Here is a 16,019-nt window from a genome sequence, read left to right on the forward strand (position 1 = left end):
CAAACTCACTCTCGCTCAGCGCCCGAGACATGAACGGTCAAGGGCGGAAAACCATTGAAGGACACCGACGAATAGCTCGCGGTATAGGCGCCGGTATCGAGGATCTGGATGCGATCACCGGCTCGCAACGAGGTCGGAAGAAGGACCTTCGTGCGTTGATACAGTACATCGTCGCCATCGCAGGTCGGTCCGGCCACCACCGCCTCGTCCACGGGGTCTCCGTCACGTTCGGTGACGAAGCGGTATGCGATGTACTCGTTCTCCGTCTCGGCCATACCGTTGTAGCGGCCGATGTCGAGATACACCCAGCGCCGTCCGTCCGGCGCGATGCGCACGCCGATGACCTCGGCGTGAATGGTGCCCGCCGATCCCACGAGCGCGCGGCCGGGCTCGACGACGAGTCCGGCGGTCTCGGGCAGGAATTCGGCGGTGGCCGCGGCGATCACGGCCCCTATCTCGTCGAGTGCGGGTGCCGCCTCGACGTACGAAATGGGCAGGCCGCCACCGATATTCACCGAGCGAACCGGAATGTCTTTGTCCGTCAACGCGGCAGCGATGTGTCCGGCCTGCTCGATACCGATGCGCCAGGCCCGCGGGTCGGTCTGCTGGGAGCCGACGTGGAAGTACGGACCCCCGACGACGAGCCCGAGATCGCGGGCGCGCACCAGCAGGCGCAGCGCCTCGGCGGGCGAGCAGCCGAACTTGGTGCCGAAGGGCGTCGTCGACTGCGGCGCCGCGGACAGGAACCGGCATTCGACCTCCGAGCCGGGCGCGTGCTCGACGATGCGCAACAGATCGTCCTCGGTGTCGAAGGCATAGCGGCGCACGCCCGCGGCATAGGAAGTGGCGATATGGGCGGCCTTCTTGATCGGGTTCCCGTAGCACATGCGGGCCGGGGCGACGCCCGCGCGCAGGCACAGTTCGATCTCGCCGACACTGGCGACGTCGAACTCCGCGCCCGCCTCATCGAGCAGGCGGATAAGCGCCGGGACCGGGCTCGCCTTGACCGCGAAGCGAATTCGCGCTTCGGGTACCGCTGCCGCGAGTGCGCGATAGTTTTCGCGCACTCGCTCCGGGTCGATGACCAGATAGGGCGATTCGGGCAGGTTTGAGCCGGTCAATCTAAGGGAACTCTCCGTCGTTTGGGGGGCGGCCGTCGTTCAGGCACCGCGCGAGAGAGTATCAGCGCGAAGCCCCGGTTAACTAACTCGTTGACGACACCTTGACCATGATCACCCTGCGACTACCGTGACCTCGTCGAATACGACCTCACCCGCGGCATCGGACTCGGCGAGATCGACGACCGCCGCCAGTGCCCAGCCGCGATCGCCCGCGGGATCGTCGAGCACCTGACGCACATGCCAGAAACCGGGACGTTGTTCCACCTGGAACAGTTGCGGACCGCGGGCGTCCGGCCCGGTGCCGATGCTGTCGTACTCGTCGAAATAGGGCCTCAGCTCCGCCTCCCAGTCCGGGCCTTGGCCCAGCTCGCCGAGGGTCTCCCAGCGGCGCAGGGCGGCCAGTTCGACGCGGCGGAACATGGCGTTGCGGACCATCACCTTGAAGGCGCGTTCATTGGCCGAGATCGGGCGCACCGACTCCGCGCCGAAGGCGAGCTGATCCGCATCGGTCTCCGCGCCCGGATTGGTGAGCTGCTCCCATTCGTCGAGCAGACTCGAATCCACCTGGCGGACAAGTTCGCCGAGCCATTCGGTCATATCGTCGAGGTCCTCGGTGCGCGCGGCTTCCGGGACGGTGCGGCGCAGCGCGCGGTAGGCGTCGGCGAGGTAGCGCAGCACCACGCCCTCGGAGCGGGCCAGTTCGTAGTGCGAGATCAGCTCGGCGAAGGTCATCGAGCGTTCGATCATGTCCCGGACGACCGATTTGGGGGACGGGGCGAACTCCGACATCCAGGGGTGCCCGGCCCGGTAGGTCTCGAAGGCGGGCTCGATCAGCTCGGCGAGGGGTTTGGGCCAGGTGACCTCCTCCAGGAGTTCCATGCGTTCGTCGTATTCGATGCCGTCGGCCTTCATCTCGCTGATCGCCTGGCCGCGGGCCTTGTGCTGCTGGGCCATGAGCAGCTGGCGCGGATCCTCGAGCGTCGATTCGATGAGGGAGATGACGTCGAGGGTGTAGCCGGGGGTGTCCTTGTCGAGCAGTTCCAGTGCGGCCAGGGCGAACGGGGACAGGGGTTGGTCGAGGGCGAAATCGCGCTGCAGGTCGACGGTGAGCCTGGCGCGGCGGCCCTGTGCGTCGGGTTCCGGAAGCTGCTGCACCACACCGGCGTCACGCAGGGCGCGATACAGGCGGATGGCGCGCAGGATGTGGCGGCGCTGGGCGGGACGCGGCTCGTGGTTGTCCTCGAGCAGGTGGCGCATGGCGTCGAAGCAATTGCCGGGGCGGGCGATCACATTGAGCAGCATGGAGTTGGTTACGGCGAAGCGCGACACCATCGGTTCGGGGGCGGCGGCGACCAGACGGTCGAAGGTGTCCTCGCTCCAGGACACGAAGCCCTCCGGCGGTTTCCTGCGCACTACCTTGCGTTGCTTCTTCGGGTCGTCGCCCGCCTTGGCCAGCAGCCGGGTGTTCTCGACCTCGTGGTCGGGGGCCTGCACGACAACGGTGCCCATCGTGTCGTAGCCCGCCCGGCCCGCGCGGCCCGCGATCTGATGGAATTCGCGCGCCTTGAGCCTGCGGGTGCGCACACCGTCGTATTTGGTCAGGCCGGTGAGCAGCACCGTGCGGATGGGCACGTTGATACCGACGCCGAGGGTGTCGGTGCCGCACACCACCTTGAGCAGACCGTCCTGGGCCAGGCGCTCCACCAGACGGCGGTACTTGGGCAGCATGCCCGCGTGGTGTACGCCGATACCGTGGCGGATCAGCCGCGACAGCGTTTTGCCGAAGCCGGAGGAGAACCGGAAATCGCCGAGTGCCGTTGCGATGGCATCCTTTTCGGCGCGGGTCGCGAAATTGACGCTGGTCAGCGCCTGCGCGCGTTCCAGGGCCGCGGCCTGGGTGAAATGCACGACGTACACCGGTGACTGGTTGGTGGTGACAAGATCTTCCAACGTTTCGGTGATGGGGGTGCGCGCGTAGGAAAAGCTCAGCGGGACAGGGCGTTCGGTGCCCGCGACAATCTCGGTCGGATTGCCGGTGCGGCGGCGCAGATCGGCCGCGAAGAAGTCGACCTCGCCGAGAGTGGCCGACATGAGCAGAAATTGGGCGCGCGGGAGTTCCAGCAGCGGCACCTGCCAGGCCCAGCCGCGATCGGGATCGGCGTAGAAGTGGAATTCGTCCATCACGACCTGCCCGACATCGGCGGCCGCACCCTCGCGCAGCGCCATATTCGCCAGGATCTCGGCGGTGGCGCAGATGATCGGCGCCTCCGGATTCACCGCCGCGTCACCGGTCACCATGCCGACCCGGTCCGCGCCGAAGACATCGCACAGGGCGAAGAACTTCTCGCTGACCAGGGCCTTGATCGGTGCGGTGTAGTAGGTGCGCAGGCCGCGGGTGAGTGCGAACAGGTGCGCGCCGACCGCGACCAGCGATTTGCCGGACCCGGTCGGGGTGGCCAGGATGACATTGGATCCGGACGCCAACTCCAGCAGCGCCTCGTCCTGCGCCGGATACAGCGGGGTGCCCTGCTCGGCCGCCCATGCCCCGAAGGATTCGTAGAGCGCGTCGGCGTCGGTTCCCGGTATCTCGAGCAGTTCGGTCAGATCCACTCCGACCACCCTACGGGCAGCCGTCTACGGCCCGGTCGGGGTGATCGGGTCAGTTGGACTGTTCGCCCTCGTCGCCGTCGTAGCCGCCCTGCTCGGCCAGGAAGCGCTCGAACTCCGCGCCCAATTCGTCGCCGCTCGGGAGTTCACCATCGCCGACGAGCAGGCTGGACTGGCGTTCCTGTGCGCTGAGGAAGCTGTCGTATTGGCGCTCCAGCGCGTGCACGACCGTCTCTACCTCGGAGTTTCCCGCGATGTGCTCGTTGACCTGCTCGCGGACCCGTGCCGCGGCCTCACCGAGCGCCGCCAGCGGGATTTCCAGGCCAGCGTTGTCGGCGACGTGCTCCAGCAGGGTCTGCGCGGCCTCCGGATAGGCGGTCTGCGCGAGGTAATGCGGCACATGCACCGAAAAACCGACGGATTCGTGGCCGTGCTGGGCCATCCGGTACTCCAGCAGCGAGGACGCGCTGCCCGGCACCTGTAGCTCGCCCGGCCAGCGTTGATGGTCGGCGATCAGATCGCGGTCCGAGGAATGCGCGGTGATGCCGAGCGGGCGGGTGTGCGGGATCGCCATCGGGATCGCGCTCAGGCCGATGCTGCGGCGCACACCGAGCTGTTCGGCGAGCAGACGCACCGCGGTGGTGAACTTCTCCCACCGCAGATCCGGTTCGAGCCCGGAAAGCAGCAGGAACGGGGTGCCCGATGTATCGCGCAGCGCCCAGAGGTTCAGTTCGGGCTCGGCATAGTCGGAGAAGTGATCGGTCTTGAACGTCATCAGCGGGCGACGCGACCGGTAGTCCAGCAGCTCGTCGACATCGAACGAGGCGACCAGCTCGCTCTCCAGACTCTCGCGCAGGTGCGTGGTGGCCAGCCGGACCGCATGTCCGGCATCGGTGAAGCCCTCCAGTCCGTGTACCAGAACCGGACCCAAGCCATCGTCGGACGACAGCTGTGGAGCTGGGAACTCCAACTCGTACATTCGCGACTCGTGGTCCATCGCGTACTCCTTCCTGCGCGGTTCACCGATGCGAGCCGCCTGGTGCCGAGAACTTACAGGTCCTAGGCCTGTTGGGCATTTCGCGGCGGTCAACCACTGTCCATTGTCCCCCATGACACCGACACCGGTTACCACGGGCGACACCGACCCATAAGAGAGGGCAACATCGGTGGTGCCCCGCGCATTCCCGTCCCGGCCGCGGCTGCTGGGGCCTGCTCGCGGGGTGCTCGGAAGGATCGGCGTGGCATCGCGGGCGGACACGGGGAGTTTGGCACAGTGGAACGGTGACTGTGCCGAATTCGACGCGCAGGGCGCCACTCGGATTCGCGGTATCGGGGTGGATGTCCCTCGCCGCGAGCGTTGCGCTGCTCGCCGGATGCGCGTCGACGGTGACCGGGCATCCGGTCGCCTCGGGGCCGAGTTCGGTGATCCAGCATGTGGCGGCGCAGCTTTCGACACTATTGCCCGATCCCACGCAGTTCCCGGTCCGGTACGAGGCGGTGGTGCTGCCCCCGGAGGCGGCCGCGCAGGCATCGGGGGATCTGACCGGGGTCGGGCGCGGTTCGACAGTGCAACCCGATGGATGTGCCCCGCCCGCGCAGCAATTCGGCCCGAATCAGACCGCCGTCGCGGTGGGCACCGACAACCAGACGCGGGCCACGATGACCGTCGAGTTGACCAGGACCGGGCAGCCGCTGTCGGCATTGCGCGAGCAGTTGCAGCGGTGTCAGCAGGTGCGGGTCAGCCGGGCGGGCGCGATGACGACGGTGACCACCGAACTGCAGGCGCCGCCGCCGATCGACGCCGACGACACCCTCGCGTTGATCCGGACGGTGGTGCCGCAGGTCAGCACGCCGGGGCTGACGCAGTCCATGCGGACGCTGACCGGTCAGATCGGCGATGTGCGAATCGCGGTGACCTACATGTCGTTCAGCGATGCGAAACCGGATACAGCGGCGTTGGACGAGCTGTTCACGACGGCGGTGGGGAAGGTGAAGAAAGGGTGAGTACGAGTTTCGTCGATCGGCGTCGGGAGCTCGCGGCGCGAGGTTAGCAGGTAGCACCGACACGGGTATCGCTGTTTTCGCCTCCGCAGGCCGAATCGTCCACAGAGGAACCGATTTCCACAGGGCAAAATAATATCCGGATAAGCCCAGGTCACTGCCTCGGACCCGGATTCGTGGCAGCGCACTCTCGGTGCATGACAACTTTCACGAATCCCGTTCCCGCCGTGGGAGACCCTGGCGATGGTCCAGCCGCCCGCGATGGATTGTGCTCGAGCCCAGCCGTGCACCTGCGCAAATCCGCGCACGCACGGTCCATCGACTCGGTGCCGGACTTCGACTCCGGTGTCGACGATGAGGAATCCTCGGAGTGCACAAGGGGTTTCGGGCGAGCGACCGGTACCTGTGCGGAACCGCCACCGATGTTCGGCGATCGTGGCCCGGCCGGGGCGCTGCATGTCGATGATCCTGGCGAATTGATCGTCGCGGTCCCCGCGATGGTCGGGTTCGTACCGGAGCGGTCGCTGGTGGTGGCCGTGTTGGGGGGTGCGTCGGATCCGGGCCGCAGTCCGATCATTGATGCGGTGGTGCGATTCGATCTCGATCACGAGGGCGGTCGCCGGGGTCTCGCGGCGGCCTGTGCGGAATGTGTCACGCAGATCTGTGCCGCGGAGGGGGCGACGGAGGTGCTCGCGGTGATCGTCGACGACCGAGCGCGCGAACCGCAGCGCACCCACCGACACGGCGCGGCGAGTACCGGGCCGTTGGGCGCGTTGATCGCCGCGTTCGCGCGACGGCTCGCGGCGCAGGAGGTGTATCTGGAGGGTGCGTGGGCGGTACGCGCCATCGAGGCGGACCAGCGGTGGTGGAGTCTGCCCGATGCGAATCATTATGGGACGCTGCCGGATCCGGCTACCTCGATGGTCGCGGTGGCGCATGTGCTGGAGGGGCGACCGATCCGCGCGGCTCGTTCGGAACTGACCGACCTGGTCGCCACCGACGATGAGCTGGTGCGGCAGGTGGCGGCCCATCTCGACAGCGCCCGCGCCATCGCGCACGAGGGGTATGCGGCGGCCGTGCGGCGCGGCGATCCCAACGGCTATCACCGGCGGGCACTGGAACACCTGCTGTGGCAGATCGCCAATACCGACTCCGGGGCGTGTCTCACCGCCCGGGAGTACGCGGAAGTGGCCGCCGCGCTGCGTGATCGGATCGTCCGTGACGCCCTGTTCGGCCTGGCGATCGGCGACCACGCCGCCGCCGCGGAAAATCTGTGGGTGGCGCTGGTACGGGCACTGTCGGGCAGCGATCGCGCCGACGCCGCGACCCTGCTCGGCTACAGCGCCTACATCCGCGGCGACGGTCCCCTCGCGGGTATCGCCCTGCAAGCCGCCCTGGACGCCGACCCGGTCCACTCCCTGGCGAACCTGCTCGAGATCTCCCTGCGTACTGGAATGCGCCCGGACACCCTGCGCCGCTTGGCCTACTGCGGCCTCGGTATCGCGGCCGACCTCGGCATAGACCTGGGCCCGGCTATCCGATGACGCACGAGGCCAGCCACCCGGTGGTTGCGTGGGCGCGCGACCACCGGGTGAGTGGGGCCGAGCGGCCTACTTCGCGCTGTGTGCGAGAGGACCCAGGTCCCGGAGGAACTCCCAGGCGTCGGCGACGATTTCGTCGAGGTCGTTGTGCTCGGGGTGCCAGCCGAGATCGGTGATGGCGCGGTCGCTGGAGGCGATCAGGATGGCCGGATCGCCGGGGCGGCGGGGAGCGTCCTGGGCGGTGATCGGCAGTCCGGTGACGCGTTCGCAGGCCGAGATCACTTCGCGCACCGAGAATCCGGTGCCGCTGCCGAGATTGAAGATGCGATGTGTGCCGGCTTCCGCGGTGGCCAGGGCCAGCAGGTGGGCCTCGGCGAGGTCGCGGATATGGATGTAATCGCGGACCGCGGTGCCATCCGGTGTCGGCCAATCGGTGCCGAAGACCGAGATCGCCTTGCGATGACCGAGGGCGACCTGCAGGACCAGGGGAATGAGATGGGTTTCCACCACACGGTTTTCGCCGAGGCCGCCGTAGGCGCCCGCGACATTGAAGTAGCGCAGGCTGGTCGCGGCCAGACCGTGCGCGATCGAGTAGGAGGTGATGGCGTGGTCGATGGCGAGTTTCGAGGCGCCGTAGGGGTTGGTCGGCCGGGTCGGCGCCTCCTCGGTGATCGGCACCTGCTCCGGTTCGCCGTAGACCGCCGCGGTCGAGGAGAACACCAGCTTCGCGGTGTCGGTGCGGCGCATCGCCTCCAACAGCTCGAGGGTCTTCACCACATTGCCGTGCCAGTACTTCTCCGGCTGCTGCACCGACTCGCCGACCAGCGACTGCGCGGCGAAATGCAGGACACCGTCGAAGGATTCGGCCTCGAGCAGTGCGGGCGCGGCGACCGCGACATCACCTTCGACGAAGCGCGCCTCGGTGGGCACGCCCTCGGCATTGCCGGTCGACAGATCGTCGACCACCACGACCTCGTGCCCCGATTCGAGCAGAACCTGCGCGCAGACGCCACCGACATAGCCCGCGCCACCCGTAACCAGAAGTTTCACGCCTCAGACCAGCTTCACCTGGACGGCGTGGGCCATTTCATCCGAGAGTTCGAAACCCTCGTGGCCGGGGACGGTGATGACCACCGAGCCGGGCTTGGTCTCGACCGTCACCCGGGCGTCGGGCACCACGCCCGCCTCCCGCAGCTGGCCGATGACCTCGGGATCGGTCTGGATGTGCTCGGCGAGACGGCGCACCACGACCGCGTGCACCTGACCGTGCGGCAGATCCGAGAGCCGCACCAGGGTCTCCTCGGCGGCGTTCGGCGGGGCGATGCCCAGCTCGTCCAGGCCGGGAATCGGGTTGCCGTAGGGGGAGGTGGTCGGATGGTTGAGCACCTCGACCAGCCGTCGTTCGACGTCCTCGCTCATCACGTGCTCCCAGCGGCAGGCCTCGGCGTGCACGTTCTGCCAGTCGAGCCCGATGATGTCCACGAGCAGCCGCTCGGCGAGGCGGTGCTTGCGCATGACCGCGACCGCCATACTGCGGCCCTTCTCGGTCAGCTCGAGGTGGCGGTCACCGGCGACCAGCAGCAGACCGTCGCGTTCCATCCGCGCGACGGTCTGGCTCACCGTCGGACCACTCTGCTCGAGGCGCTCGGCGATCCGCGCGCGCAGGGGCACTACACCCTCTTCCTCGAGGTCGTAGATGGTACGGAGGTACATCTCCGTGGTGTCGACCAGATCCTTCACCTGTTACCCCTTCGTCGGCACGAATTCTACCCACGCACGTCGACACGCCGGCGTGCCGCGTCGTCTCGCGCTACACCGGTGACTGCGCTGTGGGAATCCTGTCGGCGCACGGCTCGTCGCCGTGTTCGCACATGCTTGTATTTCTACTGCATACGAACGCCCAACGGGGCGGATAGCTTCCCGCGTAGCGTTGCGAGCATGGCCACTGCACCGCGCGGCGAATGCTCCGCGCCGCTCGACGAAGGTGATCTCGAGTCGCGACCGGGGACCGTTGTCTGGACCGACCGATTCCTCGACTACGCGTGGACGCCGGAACACCCCATGAAACCCGCGCGTCTGAAGTTCACCATGGCGCTGGCGGAAAGTCTCGGATTACTCGACGGTGTCGAGCCGTTGGTGCCCGCGCAGGCACAGCTGCCGGATCTGCTGCGCATTCACACCGCCGACTACATCGAGGCCGTCGAACATGCCACGCAGCCAGCGGGTGCGCCGCTGGCGCCACCGTATGGCCTCGGCTCGCCGGATAATCCAGTATTCCCGCGGATGCATCAGGCGGCCTCGGTGATCGTCGGCGGCACGCTGGCCGCCGCGCGCGAAATCGCCGAGGGCCGCACCCGGCGCGCGGTGAGTATCGGCGGCGGTATGCATCACGCGATGCCGGATTCGGCCGCCGGATTCTGCATCTACAACGATGCGGCCGTGGCCATTTCCTGGCTCCTCGACCACGGCTACGACCGCATCGCCTATATCGATGTCGATGTGCACCACGGCGATGGCGTGCAGCGCGCCTTCTACGCCGACCCACGGGTGCTGACGATCTCGATCCACCAGCATCCGGCGACCCTGTGGCCGAATACGGGGTGGCCCGAGGAGACCGGACACGGTGCCGCCGAGGGCACCGCGATCAATCTGGCAGTGCTGCCGGGCACCCGGGATGCCCAGTGGCTGCGCGGTTTCCACGCGATCGTGCCCGGCGCGCTCGCGGCGTTCCGGCCGCAGATCGTGGTCAGCCAATGCGGTGTGGACACCCATCGGGAGGACCCCCTCGCCGATATGGAGCTGACCGTGGACGGTCAGCGCGCTGCCTTCATCGCCATGCGCGATCTGGCCGACGAGTATGCCGAAGGCCGCTGGCTCGCCGTCGGCGGCGGCGGTTACGGCCTGGTGCGCGTCGTGCCGCGGGCCTGGACGCATCTGCTGGCGACCGCGCTGGATCGCACCATCGCACCGGACACCGCGGTGCCGCAGGACTGGATCGAACTGATCCGGGCGTCGGCCCCGACCGTCGACCCGCCGCGCACCATGGGTGACGGTGGTGACATCTCGTTCCGCCGGTGGGATGGACCCGGCGGCACCGGGGAGACTGGGGACGCGCGTATCGACCGCGCGCAGCGCGCAATCGATACGGCCGTATTGGCTACGCGCCGAGCCACCTTCGGGTTGCTCGGACTGGATCCGGAGGACCCCCGTGACTGAGAACCCACCCATCTCGGATTCGCCCATCCCGGATTCGTCCAGCACTCCCGTGGTGCCGCCACCGCCGCCGCAGCACTGGTTCGCCGATGTGCTGGCCTCCGATGGTGGGGTGGTGCGGTTGCGCCCGATCACGCCCGCTGACGCCGATCGGCTGCAGGAGTTCCACGCGGCACTGTCGGACCGCACCCGATATCTGCGCTACTTCGGTCCGTACCCGCGCATTTCGCCCAAGGATCTGTACCGCTCCACCCATGTCGACCATCACGACCGGGTCGGGCTGCTGCTGGTGCTGGGGGAGGCGATCATCGCGGTAGGTCGCTACGAACTGCTGACCGACCGCTCCGGACCACGGGCCGCCGAGGTCGCGTTCGTGGTGGCCGACGAACACCAGGGGCGCGGACTCGGCTCGATCCTGCTCGAACACCTGGCCGGGGCGGCCGCCGAGAACAAGATCGAAACCTTCGTCGCCGAGGTACTCGCCGAGAACACCGTGATGGTCACCGTCTTCCGTGACGCGGGCTATCAGGTGGAGCGCAGCAGGGACGGTTCGGTACTGCATCTGGAATTCGCCATCGATCCCACCGAAGCCCTGCTCTCGGTGCGGGATTCGCGCGAACGCGCCTCCGAGGCGCGCAGTGTGGGCAATCTGCTCGCGCCGCGTTCGGTCGCGGTGATCGGTGCCACCATGGGTCCGGCCCGGGTCGGCGGGGTGATTCTGGCCAATATGCTGTCCGGGATGTTCCAGGGGCCGGTGTTCCCGGTCAATCCGAACCGGAGATCGGTGCGCGGGGTACGAGCCTATCCCACCGTGCGCGATATTCCCGACGAGGTGGATCTGGCCGTGGTCGCGGTGCCTCCCGAGGCGATCGGCTCGGTCCTCGACGACTGTATGGCCAAGGGCGTCAAGGGTTTGGTCGTACTGACCGCGGGCTTCGGGGAGACCGGCGCCGGTGGTGTGGTCGCCGAACACGAACTGGTCGCGGCGGCGCGCGGACACGGGATGCGGGTGGTCGGGCCGAGCGCACTCGGCATCGCGAACACCGACGCGGCGGTCTCGTTGAATGCCACCCTCGCCTCGGTGCTGCCCGGGCGCGGGCGGATCGGATTCTTCTGTCAGTCGGGGCCATTGGGTGCGGCGATCCTCGGTGAGGCCGCCGCACGCAACCTGGGGTTGTCCACCTTCGTCTCGGCCGGCAATCGCGCCGACGTGTCCGGTAACGACCTGCTGCAGTACTGGGACACCGATTCCGCCACCGATGTGATCCTGCTATATCTGGAGAGCTTCGGTAATCCGCGCAAGTTCTCCCGGATCGCGCGTCGCGTCGCGCGCAGTAAACCGATCGTCGCGGTGAGCAGCGGCCGGTTGGCCGCGCGGTCCCAGCCGACCGGCGATATGGACCGCTCCATCGTGCGTGACCTGTTCGCGCAGTCGGGAATCGTTCAGGTCGACTCGATTTCGGAGCTGTTCGACTGCGCCGCGCTGCTCGGCTATCAGCCGCTGCCCGCCGGTCCACGAGTTGCCGTGATCGGAAATAGCGCGGCATTGAACTGGCTGGCCGTCGATGCGGCGCGCGGTGAGGGGCTGGAGGTGCGGCGGCCCGACGCGGTGGCGTCGGAGGACGTTCGTCGTCCCCGTCCCACCGAACGGGTGGTGGACGAGGAGTCGGTCGGCGATCCGGTGAATCTCGGTCCGAACGCGACGCCGGGCGCGTATCTGGACGCGGTGGTCGCCGCCCTGCGCTCGAATGAGATCGATGCGGTGATCGTGGTTTTCGCGCCGCCGGTGCCGCTGCCGATGGCCGGATTCGCCGATGCCATCCGCGAGGCCGCGGTGGCTGTGCCCGATTCGGGCAAACCCATTCTCACCACTTTTGTAGCCGAGCAAGGGATTCCGAACCTCCTCGCGGTGCGCGGTCGGAGCGGTACAGCGGTGCACGGGTCCATTCCGTCGTATCCGGATCCGGAGCGGGCCGCGCGGGCACTCGCCAAGGCGCGTCGGTATGCGCAGTGGCGCACGAAACCGGTATCGACGGTGGTGCGTCCGGCGGGCATCGACGCGGAGCGAGCCAAGCGGTTGGTGGCCGGATGGATGCTGGAGTCCGATGGTCGATGGCTGACCGACCTGGAAGCGGTGGACCTGTTGGACTGCTACGGCATTCGCGTCGTCGAGTTCCGTGAGGTCCGCAGTCCCGACGAGGCGGTGGCGGCGGCCGAGGAACTCGGCTATCCGGTGGCGGCCAAGGCGACCGGCGAAATGTGGCGGCGGCGACCGGATCTCAGCGGTGTCCGCTTGGACCTGTGGCGTCCGGAGGCCGTGCGCCAGGCGTATTCGCACCTGGTGGAGCTGTGCGGTGATCCGGCGGTGCACATCCAGAAGATGGCCAACCCGGGCGTCGGCTGTGTGCTGCGGGTGCAGGACGACCCGTCCTTCGGCTCGGTCATCGAATTCGGCCTCTCGGGCATGATCATCGAACTCCTCGGCGATCGCGCCTACCGGGCCCTCCCGCTCACCGCCGACGAGGCCACCGCGCTCATCGAAGCCCCCCGCGCGGCCCCGTTGCTATCCGGCACCCCCGCCAGCCCGCGCGTCGACAAACCCGCCCTTGCCGAACTCGCCCAACGCGTCTCGGCCCTCTTCGACGACCTCCCGGAAATCCGCGAACTGTCCTTCGACCCCGTCCTGGCCTCCCCGAACGCCGCCGCCATCCTCTACGCCCGAGCCCGCATCGGCCCCGAACCCAGCCGCTTCGACACCGGTCCTCGCCGCCTGGGCTGACCACTGCCGCGCTTCGTGACGCTATCTCGGGGATGCCCAAGCCGTGGGGCCGAGCAACGAACTCCCCGGCGATCCGCGGTGCCCGTCTCGCGCGGGAAGTCGACCGCTTCGACATCGCTCGGTCGCGCGTCAGATGAATGATCGGCCGGAGCTGCGAGCGCCGGACCCGCCGCCGCGCCAGGAATGTTGGCAGCGTGGCGGGCGTGACTCGGGACCGGGCGATCGGCTCGGTCAGCGTGCTTCGATGGTGGCTCCTAGCGCGTCGGATGGGCGGACCAGCCGGGTTGCGAGCGCAGGACCGGTCGCCGCGCAAGGAGTGTTGGTGTGTGCCGGGTTCGCATCGGAGGGGCGGCAGAATCGGCCAGAGCGTTTCGCTATTAGCGGGTACTGGCGGGTAGGGCGTTGGAGGAGGCCGGAGTCGAAGCGGCTGAGGCCGTGCTGGGTGGCAGCGTCCCGGTCGCGAGGCGGGACCGGGCGATCGGTCGGCTAGTGGTGGGGTGGGGCGGTGGAGCCGCGCATGACCAGGGATGGGGGCAGAAGGACCGAGCGGGGGGTGCGGTCGGGTTCGGCGATGGATTCCAGGAGCATGCGGGCGGCTTCTCGGCCGATGTCGTGGTGGGGGATGGCGATGGTGGTCAGTGGGGGATTGAGCTTGTCCAGGAAGGGCAGCCCGTTGAAGCCGATCACGCTGATATCGGTGGGGCAGGTGATATCGCGTTCGGTGAGGGCGTCGTAGCAGCCGAGGGCGATGAGATCGTTTCCGGCGACCACGGCGGTGACCTCCGCGCCGGAGTCCAATGCGGCGTGCAGGGCGCGAGCACCGGCATCTTCGGTCCAGCTGTCGCACACCATGATTCGACTGCAGTCGTCGAGACCGTGCTCGCGAACGGCGGTTCGGAAGGCGCGCAGGCGCTCGACACCGGTGGAGGCGGTCTGCGGGCCCGCCAGGTGCAATATGCGGCGGTGACCCAGATCGACCAGATGACGCACCGCGAGCGCGATGCCCGCCGCGTCATTGGTGACGACCGATCCGATGTCGAGCCCTTCGGTGCGGCGGTTGACGAGCACCATCGGCAGGCGCTGCTCCTGCAACTGGCGCAGCAGGGGATGCTCCAGCAGCGCGGTGGCGATGATCAGACCTTCGGCCTGGCGCGACCGCAGCGACGTGATCTGGGCCTGCTCGCGGTCGGGCCGATCGTCGGTATTGACGATAAGTGTGCTGTACCCGGCGGCGGCCAGGACCTCCTCGATGCCGCGCACTATCGGTGGAAACAGCGGGTTGGTGAGGTTGGGGATGACCAGCCCGACAGTGCCGGACTTGATGGTCTTCAGGTTCCTGACAATCGGATTCGGGCGGTAGCCCAAGGATTCCGCCGCACGCAGCACCCGACGTGCGGTGTCCGGATGCACCAGGGCACGAGCGTTCGGATTGAGTGCGCGCGACGCCGTGGCGGTATGCACACCGGCCGCTGAGGCCACATCGCGCAGTGTCGGTCCCTGCATGCGGAAATACTAGGCACCGTGCTCTACGAGCCATCGCCGACAATGGGAACAGCTGGCCGCGAGGGCCTTTCGACAAGAGATCGCCGACCGGCTCGCGCGAAACCCGGAGGGGGCGGGACGCGCGGACACCGGTCGGCGTTTCGAGGTGACCCGTCCGAGGTCACCAAGCCGGACGCCGGACCGGCCTCGGATATGGTCCGGCGTTTGGGGCGCGTGCCGGGATCACCGGCACCCGCTACTGCGGAATTGTGCTCAGCTGGCGTAGGCGCGCAGGCGATCGGCCCGCTCACCCTTGCGCAGCTTCGACATGACCTCACGCTCGATCTGGCGCACCCGCTCACGGGAGAGCCCGAAGAGCTTGCCGATCTGATCGAGGGTGCGCGGCTGGCCGTCGTCCAAACCGAAGCGCAGGCGGATGACCTGCTGCTCCCGCTCGTCCAGGGTGGCGAGCACGCTGCGCACGTCGTGGTGCAGCAGTCCGGCGATCACGGCCGACTCGGCCGAGGTGGCCTCGGAGTCCTCGATGAAATCGCCGAGCGGCGCCTCTTCGTCGTTGCCGACGGGCATATCCAGGCTTACCGGGTCGCGGCTGTGGTCGAGCAGATCGGAGATCTTGTCGACCGGGATGCCCGATTCGTTGGCCAATTCCGCGTCGGTGGCCTCACGGCCGAGCTGCTGATGCAGTTCGCGCTTGATCCTGGCGAGCTTGTTGACCTGCTCGACCAGGTGCACGGGAAGGCGGATGGTGCGGCTCTGATCGGCCATGCCGCGGGTGATCGCCTGACGGATCCACCAGGTGGCATAGGTGGAGAACTTGAAGCCCTTGCTGTAGTCGAACTTCTCCATCGCCCGGATCAGGCCGAGGTTGCCCTCCTGGATCAGGTCGAGCAACGGCATGCCGCGGCCGGTGTAGCGCTTGGCGAGCGAGACGACCAGCCGGAGGTTGGCTTCGAGCAGATGCGAGCGCGCGGACTGACCCTCGCGGACGATAATGGCCAGATCGCGCTTGCGGGTGGCCGACAGCCGCTTGCCGGTCTCCAGCAGATGCTGCGCATAGAGGCCCGCCTCGATGCGCTTGGCCAGCTCGACCTCGTCGGCTGCCGTGAGCAGTGCGGTACGACCGATCCCGTTCAGGTACACACGTACCAGGTCGGCAGCAGGGCTCTGGGCGTCGAGGTCCGAATCGCTGGTGCGCACACGAGTGGTGGCGGGGCTTGTCATGACTTGCCTCCTGTCGGTGGTGTCTCACTCCGA

General features: G+C 67.9%; 11 protein-coding genes. 4 read left to right on the top strand and 7 right to left on the bottom strand.

Going from position 1 to position 16,019, the window contains the following annotated elements; translation table 11 throughout:
• Window positions 1-5: 5 nt before the first annotated feature.
• The 3 genes from ACQP2D_RS14005 to ACQP2D_RS14015 form a co-directional block, all read right to left on the bottom strand.
• The gene (locus ACQP2D_RS14005) at window positions 6-1,106 is read right to left on the bottom strand and encodes a type III PLP-dependent enzyme (RefSeq protein ID WP_433685644.1); all 1,101 of its coding nucleotides are present in this window, start codon (window positions 1,104-1,106) and stop codon (window positions 6-8) included.
• Window positions 1,107-1,232: 126 nt separating this feature from the next.
• Complete coding sequence (locus ACQP2D_RS14010) at window positions 1,233-3,731, bottom strand: DEAD/DEAH box helicase (protein ID WP_433684131.1); 2,499 nt, start codon at window positions 3,729-3,731, stop codon at window positions 1,233-1,235.
• Between the two features lie 49 nt (window positions 3,732-3,780).
• A complete protein-coding gene (locus ACQP2D_RS14015; protein ID WP_354952261.1) occupies window positions 3,781-4,725 on the bottom strand; it encodes a PAC2 family protein in 945 nt (314 codons plus the stop codon).
• Window positions 4,726-5,066: 341 nt separating this feature from the next.
• On the opposite strand from ACQP2D_RS14015, the gene ACQP2D_RS14020 reads away from it, so the two are divergent.
• Together ACQP2D_RS14020 and ACQP2D_RS14025 are read left to right on the top strand one after the other, a co-directional pair.
• Window positions 5,067-5,732: a sensor domain-containing protein gene (locus tag ACQP2D_RS14020; protein WP_433685645.1), complete on the top strand. Its 666-nt coding sequence runs from the start codon at window positions 5,067-5,069 to the stop codon at window positions 5,730-5,732.
• Between the two features lie 194 nt (window positions 5,733-5,926).
• Window positions 5,927-7,273, top strand: a complete 1,347-nt coding sequence (locus ACQP2D_RS14025; RefSeq protein ID WP_433684132.1) for a DUF4192 domain-containing protein — start codon at window positions 5,927-5,929, stop codon at window positions 7,271-7,273.
• A 66-nt stretch (window positions 7,274-7,339) separates the two neighbouring features.
• Here ACQP2D_RS14025 and galE read toward each other — a convergent pair whose 3' ends face one another.
• Both galE and ACQP2D_RS14035 read right to left on the bottom strand, forming a co-directional pair.
• Window positions 7,340-8,320, bottom strand: coding sequence for a UDP-glucose 4-epimerase GalE (galE, locus tag ACQP2D_RS14030; RefSeq protein ID WP_433684133.1), 981 nt, complete (start codon window positions 8,318-8,320; stop codon window positions 7,340-7,342).
• A gap of 3 nt (window positions 8,321-8,323) precedes the next feature.
• A complete protein-coding gene (locus ACQP2D_RS14035; RefSeq protein WP_354952268.1) occupies window positions 8,324-9,010 on the bottom strand; it encodes a metal-dependent transcriptional regulator in 687 nt (228 codons plus the stop codon).
• Between the two features lie 321 nt (window positions 9,011-9,331).
• Here ACQP2D_RS14035 and ACQP2D_RS14040 point away from each other — a divergent pair, with 321 nt between their 5' ends.
• Entirely contained in the window at window positions 9,332-10,486 is a 1,155-nt protein-coding gene (locus ACQP2D_RS14040; protein WP_433685646.1) for an acetoin utilization protein AcuC, read from the top strand.
• Entirely contained in the window at window positions 10,479-13,262 is a 2,784-nt protein-coding gene (locus ACQP2D_RS14045; protein ID WP_433684134.1) for a GNAT family N-acetyltransferase, read from the top strand. The genes ACQP2D_RS14040 and ACQP2D_RS14045 overlap by 8 nt, the downstream gene beginning before the upstream one ends.
• Before the next feature lie 486 nt (window positions 13,263-13,748).
• On the opposite strand, the gene ACQP2D_RS14050 is transcribed toward ACQP2D_RS14045, so the two are convergent.
• Together ACQP2D_RS14050 and ACQP2D_RS14055 are read right to left on the bottom strand one after the other, a co-directional pair.
• On the bottom strand, window positions 13,749-14,765 hold the full coding sequence (locus ACQP2D_RS14050; RefSeq protein ID WP_433684135.1) for a LacI family DNA-binding transcriptional regulator: 1,017 nt from the start codon (window positions 14,763-14,765) through the stop codon (window positions 13,749-13,751).
• A gap of 252 nt (window positions 14,766-15,017) precedes the next feature.
• Window positions 15,018-15,986, bottom strand: coding sequence for a sigma-70 family RNA polymerase sigma factor (locus ACQP2D_RS14055; RefSeq protein WP_397028468.1), 969 nt, complete (start codon window positions 15,984-15,986; stop codon window positions 15,018-15,020).
• Window positions 15,987-16,019 lie beyond the last annotated feature (33 nt).

The sequence above is a fragment of the Nocardia sp. CA-119907 genome (genome assembly GCF_050955995.1).
Taxonomy (GTDB): domain Bacteria; phylum Actinomycetota; class Actinomycetes; order Mycobacteriales; family Mycobacteriaceae; genus Nocardia.